Source organism: Lacticaseibacillus baoqingensis (genome assembly GCF_003946165.1).
Taxonomy (GTDB): domain Bacteria; phylum Bacillota; class Bacilli; order Lactobacillales; family Lactobacillaceae; genus Lacticaseibacillus; species Lacticaseibacillus baoqingensis.
The window spans coordinates 1-16134 of the sequence record NZ_RHOI01000013.1; the positions used below are offsets into that span (position 1 = coordinate 1).

14 protein-coding genes are annotated in these 16134 nt (G+C 52.8%); 10 read left to right on the forward strand and 4 right to left on the reverse strand.

Annotated features, from left to right (window positions below; all coding sequences use genetic code 11):
• Positions 1 to 100: 100 nt before the first annotated feature.
• Complete coding sequence (locus EKM91_RS06930) at positions 101 to 586, reverse strand: GNAT family N-acetyltransferase (protein WP_164508496.1); 486 nt, start codon at positions 584 to 586, stop codon at positions 101 to 103.
• A gap of 117 nt (positions 587 to 703) precedes the next feature.
• On the opposite strand from EKM91_RS06930, the gene EKM91_RS06935 reads away from it, so the two are divergent.
• Positions 704 to 1708: a GNAT family N-acetyltransferase gene (locus tag EKM91_RS06935; protein WP_125751798.1), complete on the forward strand. Its 1005-nt coding sequence runs from the start codon at positions 704 to 706 to the stop codon at positions 1706 to 1708.
• A gap of 36 nt (positions 1709 to 1744) precedes the next feature.
• Here the strand turns inward: EKM91_RS06935 and EKM91_RS06940 are convergent, their stop codons facing one another.
• The 3 genes from EKM91_RS06940 to EKM91_RS06950 are packed head-to-tail and all read right to left on the reverse strand — an operon-like array spanning position 1745 to position 5361.
• On the reverse strand, positions 1745 to 3688 hold the full coding sequence (locus tag EKM91_RS06940; RefSeq protein ID WP_125751801.1) for a PTS fructose transporter subunit IIABC: 1944 nt from the start codon (positions 3686 to 3688) through the stop codon (positions 1745 to 1747).
• Between the two features lie 9 nt (positions 3689 to 3697).
• The gene (gene pfkB / locus EKM91_RS06945; protein WP_125751804.1) at positions 3698 to 4615 is read right to left on the reverse strand and encodes a 1-phosphofructokinase; all 918 of its coding nucleotides are present in this window, start codon (positions 4613 to 4615) and stop codon (positions 3698 to 3700) included.
• Entirely contained in the window at positions 4612 to 5361 is a 750-nt protein-coding gene (locus EKM91_RS06950) for a DeoR/GlpR family DNA-binding transcription regulator (protein WP_125751807.1), read from the reverse strand. Before EKM91_RS06950 ends, pfkB begins: the two co-directional genes overlap by 4 nt.
• A 183-nt stretch (positions 5362 to 5544) precedes the next feature.
• Between EKM91_RS06950 and EKM91_RS06955 the strand changes: the two genes are divergently transcribed.
• The 9 genes from EKM91_RS06955 (at position 5545) to EKM91_RS06995 (ending at position 16048) form a co-directional block, all read left to right on the forward strand.
• A complete protein-coding gene (locus EKM91_RS06955; RefSeq protein WP_125751810.1) occupies positions 5545 to 6636 on the forward strand; it encodes a DUF871 domain-containing protein in 1092 nt (363 codons plus the stop codon).
• A gap of 211 nt (positions 6637 to 6847) precedes the next feature.
• Complete coding sequence (obgE, locus tag EKM91_RS06960) at positions 6848 to 8134, forward strand: GTPase ObgE (RefSeq protein WP_125751813.1); 1287 nt, start codon at positions 6848 to 6850, stop codon at positions 8132 to 8134.
• Between the two features lie 48 nt (positions 8135 to 8182).
• Positions 8183 to 10141, forward strand: a complete 1959-nt coding sequence (locus EKM91_RS06965) for an acyltransferase family protein (RefSeq protein WP_125751816.1) — start codon at positions 8183 to 8185, stop codon at positions 10139 to 10141.
• Between the two features lie 118 nt (positions 10142 to 10259).
• Complete coding sequence (gene rnz / locus EKM91_RS06970) at positions 10260 to 11210, forward strand: ribonuclease Z (protein ID WP_125751819.1); 951 nt, start codon at positions 10260 to 10262, stop codon at positions 11208 to 11210.
• Positions 11198 to 11983 carry an SDR family NAD(P)-dependent oxidoreductase gene (locus EKM91_RS06975; RefSeq protein ID WP_125751822.1) on the forward strand — a complete coding sequence of 262 codons (786 nt, stop codon included), beginning with the start codon at positions 11198 to 11200 and terminating at the stop codon, positions 11981 to 11983. Before rnz ends, EKM91_RS06975 begins: the two co-directional genes overlap by 13 nt.
• 7 nt (positions 11984 to 11990) lie before the next feature.
• A complete protein-coding gene (locus EKM91_RS06980) occupies positions 11991 to 12326 on the forward strand; it encodes a LapA family protein (protein WP_125751825.1) in 336 nt (111 codons plus the stop codon).
• Positions 12327 to 12428: 102 nt separating this feature from the next.
• A complete protein-coding gene (gene clpB / locus EKM91_RS06985) occupies positions 12429 to 15029 on the forward strand; it encodes an ATP-dependent chaperone ClpB (RefSeq protein WP_125751828.1) in 2601 nt (866 codons plus the stop codon).
• 188 nt (positions 15030 to 15217) lie between these two features.
• Positions 15218 to 15400: a 50S ribosomal protein L32 gene (rpmF, locus tag EKM91_RS06990; protein WP_125751831.1), complete on the forward strand. Its 183-nt coding sequence runs from the start codon at positions 15218 to 15220 to the stop codon at positions 15398 to 15400.
• 99 nt (positions 15401 to 15499) lie between these two features.
• Complete coding sequence (locus EKM91_RS06995; protein WP_125751834.1) at positions 15500 to 16048, forward strand: DUF1836 domain-containing protein; 549 nt, start codon at positions 15500 to 15502, stop codon at positions 16046 to 16048.
• Positions 16049 to 16134 lie beyond the last annotated feature (86 nt).

Consider the following 16134-nt stretch of genomic DNA (forward strand, 5'->3'; position numbering starts at 1 on the left):
GCGAAAATCTAGATCAAACTTGACCATAGTAAAACCCCCAGATTTGGATTGTTGTCCAAACCTGGGGGTTCACATCACATCCGCCTTTTGTTGTGGTTGATCAACGCGGCAGGTTCTTATTCATCAACAATTCATCGTGGATCGCGATCCCGTCATTGCCGGTTTCTGGAACGGTGGGCTTAATGGTGCGGGCCGTATCCACAGAACCGCGGATCACCTTCGCGAAGCGATAGCCTCTTTTTTGGTAAAAACGCATCGCATCCAGATTGTCATTGGTGATGGTCACCACCATTTGCGTGAGTCTGGTCGCTTGAGCCCGCGCTTCGGCGGCTGCCATCAATTTGCTGCCGATGCCTTGTTGGGGTTGATTCGAATTCAAAGAAACGATCTCCATGGCATTGCCATGGACGGTGTAAGTGACTAAACCCACCACCTGGTCGTCGGCAGTGACGGCAACAATCCCATTGAGATCAGCCAAGTGGTACTCACCAGAATTGACGATCGTGGTTTCAGATTGCCAGTGGTCTTTGAAAAACGCTCGCGCTTGATCAGCCCAAGCGTCCATTTTCTCATAACGGATGTTCATAGTGTTCCCCCCATGCCATGTTGGCCATAGTATAGCACAGGTTGTCAGTGGGCGTAGATTTGTCATCAGAGTTTAATGGTGCTACTGTAGAACCTATTATGAAAAGGCGGTGAAAAAATGTCTCATCCAAATCCCACTAAACGCGCTCACTTTGGTGAATGGCACGCTCATGACTTGCAACTGGCCACGACGCTTTGGGGAGATCTACAAGTGACCCGTTACATTTCGATGCATGGCTATTCGCCTGAAGCGATCCAAAATCGGCTGGCGCTAGAAGTCACGTCACAAGCAGCCGATGGGGTGCAATATTGGCCAGTGTTTACCCCGGCGCAAGAGTTGATCGGCTGTTGCGGCTTGCAGCTGCGAGGCGCGCATCTGTATGAGCTGGGGTATCATTTGCGGCCGCAATACTGGGGCCGCGGGTATGCCACTGAACTGGCTCATGCGGTGGTCGCTTTTGCCTTGCAGTTTCCTGATGCGCAGGCCTTGTATGCCCGCCACCATCCAGACAACCTGCCATCACGGCATATTCTTGTCGACAAATTAGGCTTCCAATACACGCATCATGAAGTCTATGCGCCGACTGGATTGGTGACGCCCAGTTATCGGCTGCCATTGACAAAGCCGCAAGATACGCCGCGGTTGCATTTTGGCCACTGGCAAGCCGGCATGAGCTTGGCGGCTCAGCAATTATGGGGCGATCCGCGCGTGACGGCGCTGATCTCGGCGCATGGCTTCACCCCAGACATGGTGGCCAAGCGGCTGGCACAAGAAGTGGCTGCGCTAGCCGCCACCGGCGTACAGTATTGGCCGATGTTTACGGCAGCTGGCGAACTCGTTGGCGCTTGCGGCTTGCATAAAAAAGCGCCTGGGGTGTATGAGCTGGGGTACCATTTGCGTCCGGAGTTTTGGCATCAAGGGTTGGCGGAAGAAGCCGCGCATGCGGTGATCACCTTCGCCATCCAAGTGTTGCAGGCCAAGGCTTTGACTGCCGGGCATCATCCGGATAACCAGGCGTCAAAACATATCATTCAAAAGCTGGGATTTGTTTATGACCATGAGGTGTTATATGCCCCCACAGCCAAACGCTCGCCGACTTATCGTTTGGCGTTGCCACACTAAAAAAACTGCTGCCTTGAAGGCAGCAGTTTTTTGCGGTTAGGCGTTTTCTTTGGCCACTGGCCGCCAAATCCCTAAGAGCAAGCCGGCGATCACGGCCCCGATCAAAAGGGACATGATGAAGCCGAATTTTTGATTCGTCAAGGCCAAGGCCACGATCCCGCCATGCGGGGCAGGGACGTTGACATGCCATAATTGCGTGAGGCCCCCGGCAATCGCAGAGCCGACCACGGAACTGCCGATGACGTGCACCGGATCAGTGGCAGCAAAGGGGATCGCGCCTTCGGTGATGAAGGTCAAGCCTAAGACATAATTGGTCAAGCCGGAGTTGCGTTCAGTTTGGGTGAATTTCTTCGGGAAAAATGTTGAAGCAATGGCAATGGCCAAAGGCGGAATCATCCCACCGATCATGACTGCAGCCATCCAGCGGCCGTCTTTGAAGTTGGAGGCTTGGTAGATCCCGATGGCGAACGTATAAGCCGCTTTATTGAAAGGACCGCCCATATCAATGGACATCATCGCCGCTAAGATCACCCCTACGATGATCGCGTTGCCGGTACCCATCCCTTCAAGAAAACCGATCAGCGCGCCGTTGATGGCGGCAAAAATGGGATTGACGATGAAGAACATGATCAAGCCCATTAAGGCCAAGCCGATCACCGGATAGATCAAGATGGTTTTCAGCCCATCAAGGGAATGCGGCAGCTTTGCAAAGCACTTCTTCAAGCCAATGATCAGCCAACCTGCGATAAACCCAGCGGCCAAGCCGCCGATAAACCCAGCCGGATTTTGGGCTTTGACCACAGAAGCGGCGGCTAACGTGGCCATATACCCGCCGACAAACCCTGGCATCAATGCTGGGCGATCACCGATAGATACCGCGATATAAGCTGCTAACACCGGTACTAAGAAGCTAAAGGCATAGTTGCCTAAGTTGTTGGTAAACGTGAACGCCATTGAATGCGCGCCAAACCAATTTTCAAACAAGAACGACAAGGCCATGATGATCCCACCGCCAACCACGAAGGGGAGCATGTTGGAAACCCCATTCATCAAGTCTTGGTAGACCCGGTTCCAAAGGCCTTTTTGATCGCTGGCAGCGGTGGCGGTTGTGGCGCCGCCTTCTGCATGGAAAATGCCGCCTTTTTGATCCAAGGTCTCTTGGATCAATTCTGCTGGTTTCTTGATGCCGTCGATGACCGGGCGATTTAAGAGGTGTTTGCCATCAAAACGGGCCATGTCCACTTTCTTATCGGCGGCGACGATGACGCCAACAGCGCGGTCGATTTCTGCGGCGGTCAGCTGATGCTTGACGCCTTCAGAGCCATTGGTTTCAACTTTAATGGCGACGCCCATTTTCTCGGCGGTTTCTTTCAACGCCGCTTCGGCCATGTAGGTATGCGCAATGCCGGTAGGGCAGGCGGTCACGGCGACGATGTAAGGCGCTGCGGCAGGCGTTGCGGCTGGTTGTGGCGTGTTGGCTTGTTTAGCTTCTTCAGCCGCTTCTTCAGCGTCTTTTTGCTCCTTGGCCGCTTGCGCGTCACCAAAAAGCTTTTGCACCTCATCAGGGGTTTGGGCTTGTTTTAAAGCCGCCACTAAGTCGGGATTGATCAACAGTGACGATAAGGCCGCTAAGGCTTGCAAGTGGGTGTTGTTGGCCCCTTCAGGCGCGGCGATCATGAAGAAGAGATACACCGGTTGGCCGTCTAAGGAATTGAAATCAATGCCGGCACGCGACTTGGCAAATAACACCGTCGCCCGCGACACAGCCGCGTCTTTAGCATGCGGCATGGCGATGCCGTCGCCAATGCCGGTCGTGGATTCACTTTCACGCTTTAAGATATCTTGGCGATAAAGGGCCAAATCGGTGATGATCCCAGCTTCATGGTACTTGGCTGTCATTTCATCGATCGCTGCTTCCTTGGTGGTGGCTTTGAGATCCATGATCATGACATCTTTTAGTAATAGTTCGCGAATATCCATAATGCCCTCCTAAAGTTGCGTGATGGTGATCGTTGCGAAGACTTGATCGATCATGGCCTTATCTGCCAAGTCGAGTGAAAATGCGGTGGCGCTGCCACAAGCTAAGGCTACTTTAAAGGCAGCTAAGGCATCATGCGTTTGCTGATAAGTCCCCGTGAACCCGGCCAACATCGAATCGCCGGCACCGACTGAGTTTTGGACGCTGCCAGGCTGCACAAAGCCGTGATAAGCCGCATCTGGGGTGATCAATAAGGCACCTTTGCCGGCCATCGACACCAGCACGTGTTGCGCGCCTAAGCCTAACAGTCGGCGGCCGGCAGCGGCGGTGGCGGCTAAACTGGGATATTCGGCATCGCCGAAGAGTTCTGCAAGCTCATGGTGATTCGGTTTGACCACATAAGGATGCTCAGGCAAGGTATCCAGCAGCGCTTGGCCAGTGGTATCGATCACAAACTCGGCATGGGCGGCATGAATCAAGGGAATCAAGTCATGATAAAACGTTGTCGGCAAGCCATTGGGAAGACTGCCGGCCATCACCACGACGTCACCGGGCTTGAGGGCTTTGGTCAGCGTGTGTTTGAAAGCGGTGATTTCTGCCGGCGAAATCGTGGGACCGGCTGCGTTTAATTCCGTTTCTTCAGCTGCTTTTAACTTGACGTTGATCCGGGTGTCATCGGCGATCGGCGTAAATGCGGTTTGCAGATGCAAAGCCGTCAAGCGCTGCTTTAGGAATTGACCGGTGAACCCGCCGGCAAATCCTAAAGCGGTCGATGAGATCCCGAGTTGTTCGAGGATCCGGCTGACGTTGATGCCTTTGCCGCCGGGGAGTTTATGGGCGGATTCCAGGCGGTTGACGCGGCCAAGCGCGAGTTTAGGCAACCCGACCACATAGTCTAAAGAAGGGTTGAGGGTAATAGAATAAATCAAGATTGAACCTCCTGGATATTGGGATAATCGGCAAATACCGGGCTGAGCTGCGCCAAGCTGGTGGTTAAGATCGTTGCCGCAGACAACGGGGCGATCTTGGCAAAACTCACTTCGCCAAACTTGCTTGGATCCGCCAAGACCACTGCGGTGTGGGCTTGCGTCAGCGCGGTTTGTTTGACGACGGCTTCTTCAGCATCAGGCGTGGTCAGTCCAAACTTAGGATGGATGCCATTGGCGCCGATGAAAGCTACGTCAAAATGGCGCTGCTGCAGTGCCGCGACGGTTTCAGCACCGACTGTGGCTTTGGTGGCTGATTTGATTTTGCCGCCAAGGATCATCGCCGTGATATCGGCATCGGCTAAAGCCGAGGCGTTATCGACCCCAGTCGTGACCACGGTGACGTTTTTGGCTTTTAATAACGGGATCAGCTGAGCGGTGGTGGTGCCGGCATCTAAAAAAATGGTGGCATGCTCAGGGACCAGTTGGACCGCGGCTTGGGCGATGCGCTGTTTTTCGATCAAATACCGGGCGGCTTTTTCATGCACACTGGGTTCGATCGGCGCGGATTCCAGCCGTTCAGCACCACCATGGATGCGGCGCAATTTGCCAGCGTCTTCCAGCTCGCATAAGTCCCGCCGGATCGTCGACTCAGAAGCACCTAAGGCTTGCATCAGCGCTTTGAGTTTGACGATGGGTTGTTGTTGGAGCTGGTCTAGGATATAGCGTTGTCGTTCTTCTGTAAGCATTTGCACTCACCTCACAAAAAAGATTATACTCAAATAACGGTCATAATCAACCTAAAACTTTCAATATCAGTCATAAAACGGTCAAAAAGCCGTCATTCGCCTTTTTTGTTCCTACCAATTATCGTAAGCCCTTTCATTTGTAGGAACCAATATGGTAATCTAAACCAAAAGGGGGAATCACACATGGGCAAATTAGGCGTTTCGGTCTACCCAGAACGGTCGACTTATGAGCAGGATGCGGCTTATTTAACCATTGCCGCCCAAAATGGCTACCAACGCGTTTTTACCTCATTGCTGGAGATCAAAGGCGACGCCGAGCAAGTCTTGGCTAATTTCAAAGCAGTCATCGCCAAAGCCAATGACTTAGGGATGCAGGTGATGGTCGATATCAACCCGGCGTTATTTGCACAGCTGGGGGTGGCTTATGATGATCTGCGCTTCTTTCATGCGTTAGGGGCTTGGGGAATCCGCTTGGATCTGGGGTTCACCGGCGCAGAAGAGGCGCAGATGACCCGCAATCCATACGGGCTCAAGATCGAAGTCAATATGTCGCAAGGGACCCACTATATTGATAACATCATGAGCTATAGTCCCAATACCGATAATTTGCTCGGGTCGCATAATTTTTATCCCCACCGGTTTTCCGGGTTAGGCCAAGCGTTTTTTGACCGGGCCACGGCGCTGTACACCCGCTATAATCTGAATACCGCTGCGTTTGTCAATGCCCAAGCAGCAACGTTTGGGCCTTGGCCGACCCAAGACGGGCTGCCGACATTAGAGCGGCATCGCGACTTGCCGATCGCTACGCAAGTCAAACACTATCGCCTGTTGGGCACGATCAATGATGTGATCATTGGCAATGCGTATGCCAGTGCGGCTGAATTGGCCGCTGCCAGTGCCGCTTTTACCGCCGCTTACCCGACGCTTACCGTGGTGGCGGCAAAAGAGGCTTCGCCGTTGGAAAAAGAATTGCTGTTTGCCAATCAGCATCATTATCGCGGCGATGCTTCTGAGTATCTCTTGCGCTCCACCCAAACGCGGGTGACTTATGCGTCGCGCGATTTTCCGGCGCATCACACCGTGGCGATCAAGCGCGGGGATGTCTTGATCGACAACAACGGGTATGGGCAATACAAAGGCGAAACCCAAATCGCCTTGCAAGCCATGCCTAACGATGGCCGCGTCAATGTGGTCGGCCATGTGCATCCGGATGAGTTGTTCCTATTAGATGAGTTAAAGCCATGGAGCGGCTTTTTGATGACGCCGGCAAAATAGCGCCAAGCGCTTGGCACAATATCCCTTATGGTTCCGTCAATGACTTGGCGGAGCTATTTTTTTATTTTTAAACAAGCGCGGTTTGGGATTGACGCGACAAGGGCTAGGTGGGACTGTTATAATATTTAAGGCTGAGCCGCGATTGCATTGCGGCTATGATTACTTTATGATAGATAGATTGTTTAGACCGGTTCACAATTAGGAGGACACCATGTTTGTCGATCAGGTGACAGTAGAAGTACAAGCCGGAAAAGGCGGCGACGGAATGGTCGCATTCCGGCATGAAAAGTTCGTGCCTTTTGGCGGCCCTGCTGGCGGCGATGGCGGTCGTGGCGGCAGCATCGTCTTCTATGTGGATGAAGGGTTGCGGACGTTGATGGATTTTCGCTATCAGCGGCATTTTAAAGCCAAAGCCGGCGGCAATGGCCAAGGCAAGTCCATGTATGGCCGCAAAGCAGAAGACATGCGCGTGGCAGTACCTGCCGGAACGACCGTGACAGATGCGGATACCCATGAGTTGATCGGCGATTTGACTGAACCTGGCCAAGAGCTGGTCGTGGCTCGCGGCGGGCGCGGCGGGCGCGGCAACATCCATTTTGTCTCGCCTAAAAATACCGCCCCGGAAATTGCCGAAAATGGCGAACCTGGGGTGCATCGGTATGTGCAGCTGGAATTGAAGGTCTTGGCTGATGTCGGCTTAGTGGGCTTTCCTTCAGTAGGCAAATCCACCTTGCTGTCAGTGGTCACGCAAGCCAAACCCAAAATCGCGGCGTATCAGTTCACCACTTTGGTGCCTAACTTGGGCATGGTGCAGCTTGATGATGGCAGCGACTTTGTGATGGCGGATCTGCCTGGCTTGATCGAAGGCGCCTCTACTGGGGTGGGCTTAGGGATTCAGTTTTTGCGCCATGTTGAGCGCACGCGGGTGATTTTACACCTAGTCGAAATGGATCCTGATTCCGGGCGCGAGCCGCTGGCAGATTATCATCAGATCCGGCAGGAATTAGCCACTTATGATGACACCATTTTGCAGCGGCCGCAGCTGGTCGTCGCCACCAAGCTGGATCTGCCAGGTGCAAAAGAGCGTTTTGCGGCATTCAAACAAGCCTTGTTGGCTGAAGGGGTGCAAGCGGCGGATATTTTTGAGATCTCCAGTATCACCCATACCGGGGTGCAGCAGTTGATGCGCGCCACCGCGCAAGCGTTGAAAACCGCGCCGGTCTTTGCGCCTAAATCACAATCTGATCGTGCTGAGTATACCTATGAAGCACCAACCGATGCTGTGCATGTTGAGCGCGATGCCGATGGGGTGTTCATTTTAAGCGGCGAAAAGCTTGAAAAGACCTTTAAGATGGCTAATCTTGATCATGATGATGGGGTCGTGCGCTTCGCGCGGCAGCTGCGCCGCTTAGGTGTCGATGATGCGTTGCGAGCCGCTGGGGCCAAGCAAGGTGATTTGGTCGCAATCGATGATTTCACCTTCGAATTCGTAGAATAATCCGACTTAAGTGCGGCTTAAGTCGATCTGAAATGGTGGGTTTTAAGCATGGGGAAAAATAACGTCAAACCGCGTCGCTATATTACCGGTTTTGATGGCTTGCGAACGCTTGGAGTGCTGGGGGTGATTTTGTATCACTTGCGGCCGGATCTGTTTGCCGGCGGGTATCTGGGCGTGCCGATTTTTATGGTCGTGTCTGGTTATTTGATCACCGATGGGTTGTTGATGCAGCTGGATCGCACTGGCACGATCGCGTTTAAACCGTTTTTCATCAAGCGGATCAAGCGCTTGTATCCCGGCTTGATCGCGGTATTGTTTGCCACCAGTGCTTATATTGCGCTGTTTGCCCGTGACTTGTTGCATAATTTGCACTGGATGGTGCTGACCAATTTGGCGTATGTCTATAATTGGTGGCAGATCTTACATGGACAGTCGTATTTTGCGCGCTTTGCCAATAATGAGTCGCCGTTTACCCACTTGTGGACGCTATCCATTGAAGGACAGTATTACTTGGTATGGCCGTTTGTGGTGTTGGGGTTGTGGTGGTTAGTCAAAAATCGCGGCAAGTTGTTCAATGTCACCTTTTTGGCGGCGGTCGCCAGTGCCGGGTGGATGTTTATCTTATATCATTTGACCATGCATGGCGCCGCCAGCGACCCCAGCCGGCTGTATTATGGCACCGATACGCGGGCGTTTTCGATTTTGTTAGGGGCAGCATTGGCGTTTATTTGGCCGAGTGCCCATTTATCGCAACATATCGGCACCCGCCAAGCGCGCATGCTGGATGGCATCGGGACCGTGGCGCTGTTGGGGATGCTGGCGATGGTCTTGCGCCTTGATGCGCAAAGTCCTTGGCTATATCAAGGCGGGATGTTCTTATTTTCGCTGCTGACCATGTTGTTAGTGGCTGTCGTGGCGCATCCTGGGGCGCATTTTAACCGCTTGCTGACCAACCCTGTGTTTAGCTGGGTGGGCAGCCGCAGTTATGGCTTGTACTTATATCAATTTCCCGTGATGATTTTTTGGGAAGACCGCTTTCGCAATATTGCGGCGCACCCGCTGTTGTATCCGGTGATCGAAGTGGTTTTGATCGTCTTGTTGACGGAGTTATCGTATCGCTTCATCGAACAGCCTTTGGCCCATTTCAATTACCGGCAGACATGGCCTTTTATCAAGGCCTTTTGCCACGGGCAAACGCATGGATCCAAGCGGTGGGTGCCGCTGATCGCCACGGTGATTTTTGCGATCGGCGCCGTCGGCATCGGCATGGCGCCAGGCGCAAAATCGACGGCAGACAGTTCGCCTTTAGCCAAGCAGCTCAAGCAAAATAAAGCCGATAAAAAGCAAAAAGAAGCGGCTTTAAAAGCGGCGCAAAAAGCGAACGCCAAAGCATCGCAAGCGGCTAAAAACCGCTCAGCCAGCCTGAGCTTGTCGCAATCGATCAGTGCTGAAGCCGCTTCTAAGGCCAAAACCCATCCCGTCAATCGAGAGTTTGAGCCTTATGGGCTGACGCAAGTGCAGCTGCAAAAAGCGCAGACCATGAATGTGACGGCGATCGGCGATTCGGTGATGCTTGATGGCAAACCGATGCTGCAAAAACTGTTCCCACAAGCCTTCATCGATGCGGCGGTGTCGCGGCAAATGGCGTCCACGATCGCAATCGTGGACCGCTATGCGCACAGCGGCGCGTTAGCCGATACCGTGGTGATCGGGTTAGGCACGAATGGCCCGTTTTCTGCGCATGATCTGGCCAAAATGATGCGGGTGATCGGCACCAAGCGGCAAGTCTACTGGGTCAATGTGCATGTGCCGACGCGTGCATGGCAAAACCAGGTCAATGGCTTGTTGACGCAGGAACAAGCCCACTATCCGAATCTGCATATCATTGACTGGTATCACACCAGTGTCGAGCATGGCGAATGGTTTTATGACGACCAAGTGCATATGAATCCCACTGGCAATCCATATTACGCGACGCTGATCGCCAAGTCGCTGTTAGCGCAATGATCACAAAGGGGGTGCCCATGCGCGGCGCACCCTCTTTTTTTGGGGCAAAGCAGGGTTTGGTTTGGGCCCAAGGCGCGTGTTACACTTGAATCGAGACTGAAAAGATGGGAAGAACAACATGGAAATCGAATTCTTAGGCACTGGGGCGGGTTCGCCGTCCAAGACGCGCAACGTGTCAAGCTTAGCGTTAAAGCTGCTTGATGAGCGCAACGAGGTGTGGTTATTTGATTGCGGCGAAGGCACGCAACACCAGATCCTCAAAACTTCGATCCGGCCACGGAAGGTGACCAAGATCTTCATTACCCACTTGCATGGCGATCACATCTTTGGGTTGCCCGGTTTTTTAGCCAGCCGCGCCAATCAAGGCGGTGAAGCGGGGCTGACGATCTATGGGCCAGAAGGCATCGAGCGCTTTGTGCGCACGAGTTTGCAAGTGACCCAAACGCGCTTGCCGTATAAGCTGACCTTCAAGTTGTTAGCCAACCCTGGGGTCGCGTTTGAAGATGAGACGTTCAAAGTCAGCTTTGATACCCTCGATCATCGCATTACCAGTTTTGGGTTTCGCGTGGAGGAAAAGCCGCATCCAGGCGAGTTGTTGATCGAAAAGGTCAAAGCTGCCAAGGTGCCGATGGGACCGGTATACGGCCAGTTAAAAGCCGGGAAAACCGTCACTTTGGCCGATGGCCGGCGCTTGGATGGGCATGATTTCATCGGCCCGGCCCAACTTGGGCGGACGGTGGCGATTTTAGGCGATACCCGCAAAACCGAGCACACGCTGCAATTGGCCCAAGACGCCGATGTCTTGGTCCATGAAAGCACCTTTGGCCCAGAAGAAGCTAAACTGGCGCGCCAATATTTCCATACCACCAACTTGCAAGCGGCGAAAATGGCCAAAGCAGCCGGCGCCAAGCGCCTGTTGCTGAACCATATTTCGGCCCGCTATATTGGCAAAGGCGCCGCAATGTTGGAAAAATCAGCCCAAAAGATCTTTGCGCCGACCCATGTGGTCCACGACCTGGAAACCATTGACATCCCCTTTGCAAAGGAGAAAACAGCATGCGTGAACTAAACGACAAAACGGTGGTCGTCACCGGCGGTTCTGCCGGCTTAGGCAAAGCGATCGGCTTAGAAGCCGCCAGCCGCGGTGCGACAGTGATTTTTTTAGCCCGCCGCAAACCGCAATTGGCCTTGGCGCAAGCCCAAGCCAGCGCGCTTTCTGGCAAGCCGGCGTATTCGTATGTGCTGGATGTCGCCGATCCGGTGATGATCCAAGCGGTCGTTAACCAGCTTTTGGCTGAGCACACGCCTGACGTGTTGGTCAATGCCGCCGGGTTTGGCTATTTTGCCAATGCCTTAGACACGCCGATGGCGGTTGCCGAAAAAATGCTGCGGGTCAACGTTTTAGGGGTGATGTATTTGACCCAACTGCTGGGGCGGCCAATGGTGCAAGCCGGCCGCGGGCAGATCATCAATATCGCTTCTATGGCAGGGAAAATGGCGACGCCGAAGTCGGCGATTTATTCGGCGTCTAAATTTGCGGTGATCGGGTATTCTAACGCTTTGCGCTTAGAGTTGAAACCTTTAGGCGTTAAGGTGATGACGGTTAACCCGGGGCCGATCGACACAGACTTTTTCGCCGCAGCAGGGGCGTTAGATTACCTCAAGTCAGTCGAAAAGCTCGTATTAGACCCGCAAAAGTTAGCCAAGCGCATCGTCAATGCCTTTGGCAAACCGGTGCGGGAGCTCAATGCGCCGAAGCTCATGGCGCTGGCTGCAGCCGGTTATACGCTGGCGCCGCAGCTTGGTGATTGGTTGGCTGGCGGGATATTCAATCGAAAGTAGGCAGCAGATGAAAAATCAACAACGATTGCTTGTGGGGTTGATCTTGGCGCTGGTCTTGATCATTTTTGCCTTGTTGAACGGTCAAGCGGTGACCGTTAATTTCTTTGGCGCGACTTTCCACTGGCCATTGATCGTCGTGATCGTTGTCAGTGTATTGATCGGGGCGTTGATCGCGATTTTGACCACCACCGCCAATGCCGCGCAACAGCGCAAAGCGATGGCGGCGTTAAAAAAGGACCATCAGGCGCTGCAACAAGATGTGCAAGCCCAGATAAAAGCGGCGACCAAGACTTTGACCGCCGAAAATGAGGCTTTAAAAGCCCAGCTTAAGACTAAAGCATGAGCCAAAAATCGACCGGGAGACCGGTCGTTTTTTGGTGTTTTGACCTTTACTGACTATTACAGACTTGTTACAATTAAACGTAAAGTGAAAGGGGTCTAGCTCATGAATCCAGATAAGTTGACGCAAGCAGTCACAGAAGCCATCGCCAGTGCCCAGCAAATCGCCCAAGTCCGGCACCATCAAGAAATCGATATCCCGGAATTGTTTAAAGCCTTGCTGCAGCCTGAATTGTTTGCCACCCAAGTGTTTAAAACTGCAGGGATCAAGCTTGACGGGCTCAATGCCGTGATCGATAAAGCCTTAGACGATGAGCCGGTGGTGGAAGGCACGACGCAATATGGGCAAAACATGAGCCAAAATCTCTATCAGCTGATGCAAAATGCCGACAAGGTCCGCGATCAACTCGGCGACGAGTACATTGCCACAGAAGCGCTGATCTTAGCACTGTTTGATCAAAAATACCTGAGCATCACGGAATACTTGACCGAGCAGGGGTTGACGCAAAAAAAATTGCGCCAAGTGGTGAATCAATTGCGCGGCGGGGCCAAAGTGACTTCAAAAACGGCTGAAAACAATTATCAAAGCTTGAAAAAATACGGCACCGATCTGGTGCAAGAAGCGCGTTCCGGCAAAATGGACCCGATCATTGGCCGTGATGAAGAAATCCGCAACGTGATCCGGATCTTATCGCGCAAAACGAAAAACAACCCGGTGCTGATCGGCGAACCCGGGGTGGGGAAAACGGCGATCGTCGAAGGCTTAGCGCAGCGAATCGTGCGCCAAGATGTCCCAGATAACCTGAAAGACAAGACGATCATTTCCTTGGACATGGGCAGCTTGTTAGCGGGGGCCAAGTATCGCGGTGAGTTTGAAGAGCGCTTTAAAGCCGTGCTGAAAGAGGTCCAACAATCACAAGGCCAGATCATCTTGTTCATCGATGAGATCCATACCATCGTTGGCGCTGGCAAGGCTGAAGGGGCAATGGATGCCGGCAACTTGCTCAAGCCGATGTTAGCCCGCGGGGAGCTGCATTTGATCGGCGCGACGACTTTGGATGAATACCGGGAAAATATCGAAAAAGACAAGGCCTTGGAGCGGCGCTTCCAGCGGGTGTTGGTCCAAGAGCCCAGCGTTGAAGACACGATCAGCATTTTGCGCGGGTTAAAAGAGCGCTTTGAGATCTTTCATGGCGTGCGTATCCATGATGCCGCACTGGTGGCGGCGGCGACATTGGCAGATCGCTACATCACCGATCGCTTCTTACCGGATAAAGCGATCGACTTGGTCGACGAAGCCAGTGCCAACATCAATGTGGAAATGAATTCGCGGCCAACAGAATTAGATGTGGCCGAACGGCGCCAAATGCAGCTGGAAATCGAAGCACAAGCGTTGAGCAAAGAAACTGACCCGGCGTCGCAAAAGCGCCTGACGCAGCTGCAAGCCGAGTTGGCAGATTTGAAAGAAGAAACCAACCAACTCAAGGCACAATGGGATGCTGAAAAGCGCGACATCAATGCGGTCAATGACAAAAAGTCCGAAATCGACCACGCCAAACACGAACTTGAAGATGCCCAAGCCCGCTATGATCTGGAAAAAGCCGCTCGTTTGCAACACGGTACGATCCCGGCTTTGGAAAAAGAGTTAGCCGACTTAGAACAAGCTGATCGGCCTGATGAATGGCTGGTGCAAGAATCCGTTACTGAAAACGAAATCGCCGCGGTGATCTCTCGACAAACCGGGATCCCGGTGGCCAAGCTGGTCCAAGGCGATCGCGAAAAACTCCTGCATTTAGCCGATAACCTGCATGCGCGGGTGATCGGCCAAGATCCGGCGGTGGCTGCGGTGGCAGATGCAGTTTTGCGCTCGCGTGCCGGGTTGCAAGACCCGAGTCGGCCTTTAGGGAGTTTCTTGTTTCTTGGCCCGACTGGGGTCGGTAAAACTGAGTTGGCCAAGACTTTAGCCGATACGCTGTTTGATTCTGAAAAACATATGGTGCGTATCGATATGTCCGAGTATATGGACAAGATCAGCGTTTCGCGGCTAGTCGGTGCCGCGCCTGGGTATGTTGGGTATGAAGAAGGCGGGCAATTGACGGAAGCCGTGCGGCGCAACCCATACACGATCGTCTTGTTGGATGAAATCGAAAAAGCCCACCCAGATGTCTTTAACATCTTGTTGCAAGTGTTAGATGACGGCCGTTTGACCGACAGCCAAGGGCGCACGGTCAATTTTAAAAACACGATCATCATTATGACGTCTAATTTAGGCTCGGAGGCACTGCTTGACGGGATGCAAGCGGATGGCAAGATCACCCCTGCACGCCAGCAGCAGGTGTTGAAACTGGTGCGCAGCCACTTCAAGCCAGAATTCCTCAACCGGATCGATGACATCATCATGTTCAATCCATTGCGCCTGGCAGATATTGAAAAAATCGTCATGAAAGATCTTGAGCGCTTGAATCAGCGCCTGCAAACCCAAGAAATCACGCTTAACGTCACCCCAGCCGCCCAAGAATGGCTGGCTGACAAAGGCTACGAGCCGGCTTATGGGGCACGGCCGCTGCAGCGCTTGTTGACGAATGCGGTGGAAACCCCGTTGGCGAAGAAATTGATCGCCGGGGAGATCTTGCCGCAAAGCCAAGTCACGTTAGGGGTTGCCGCTGGCCAATTGACCTTTACCAGCCAGCCAGTCGCCGCAAAATAGGCGCATACGCCTGGTTTGGTGGAAATGTTGTGTTAAGGTATTGCCTTGACGGCGCTTTTCTAGTAAGATAAGTGTTGCTGTGGTAGTTCATTGGACTACCCAAGGCACTGGACCGGGATTTTGCCTTGCATTTTTCTGAATGTCCGGTATAGTAGAAAAGAAATCTAATACAAAGGGGTTTTCCGCTCATGGCAGTTCCAGCACGCAGAACTTCAAAGACCAAAAAGCGTATGCGCCGTGGCCACATCAAGTTGAACGTTCCTAACTTACAATTTGATGCAACGACCGGCGAATATCGTGTTTCTCACCACGTTTCTCCAAAGGGTTACTACAAAGGTGCCCAAGTGGTCAAGAAGAGCACCAACGCTTAAGCAAAAATACCAGCCTGTGGTTGGTATTTTTTTTGGCCCTATTTTATCTGGTATCGTTGTCTAGTTTACATGGTATACTAGAGATACGGAGGAAAACTCATGGCAGAAGAAGAAGCATTTGCAGCATATCTGGCGCGCTTGCAGCGCGCAAACTTACCACGGTGGACCGATTTGCCGCAGTTTGATCTTTATATGGATCAAGTGGTGCAGTTCGTCAACGAGATCATCGCCCCATTAGGGCTGGATCCATTGACCGCCACCATGGTCAATAACTATGTCAAAAAAGGGGTCATTGCCGCCCCGACGAAGAAGAAGTATCATCGGGCCCAGTTGGCCAACATTTTGGTGTTAGCCATTTTAAAACCGGTGTTCAACTTGGACACGATCGCTAATGGGATCCGCTATCAATTGATCGACCGCCAGCCGGCGCAGGCGTTTGATGCGTTTATTTTGGCATTTATCGGGGCGGTGCAACAAGCCAACTCGGATTTCACCGGCGAAGTCACCATCAACAAAGTCAACAAAGCCGACACCACCAATATCCAAAGCGCCATGGTGGGCTTGGCGATCAATGCGGTGTTGGAAAAACTGCTCGTCGAAACCATGACTGCCGCAGTCACACCACCACCGGCTAAGAAGAAGGCGTAAGCGGCCGCCGTAATGTGACACACAGTCATATTGTGGTTGTGTTTCGGTAAAAGGCGGCGTATTCTGGTGAACAGACTTCGAAGTAA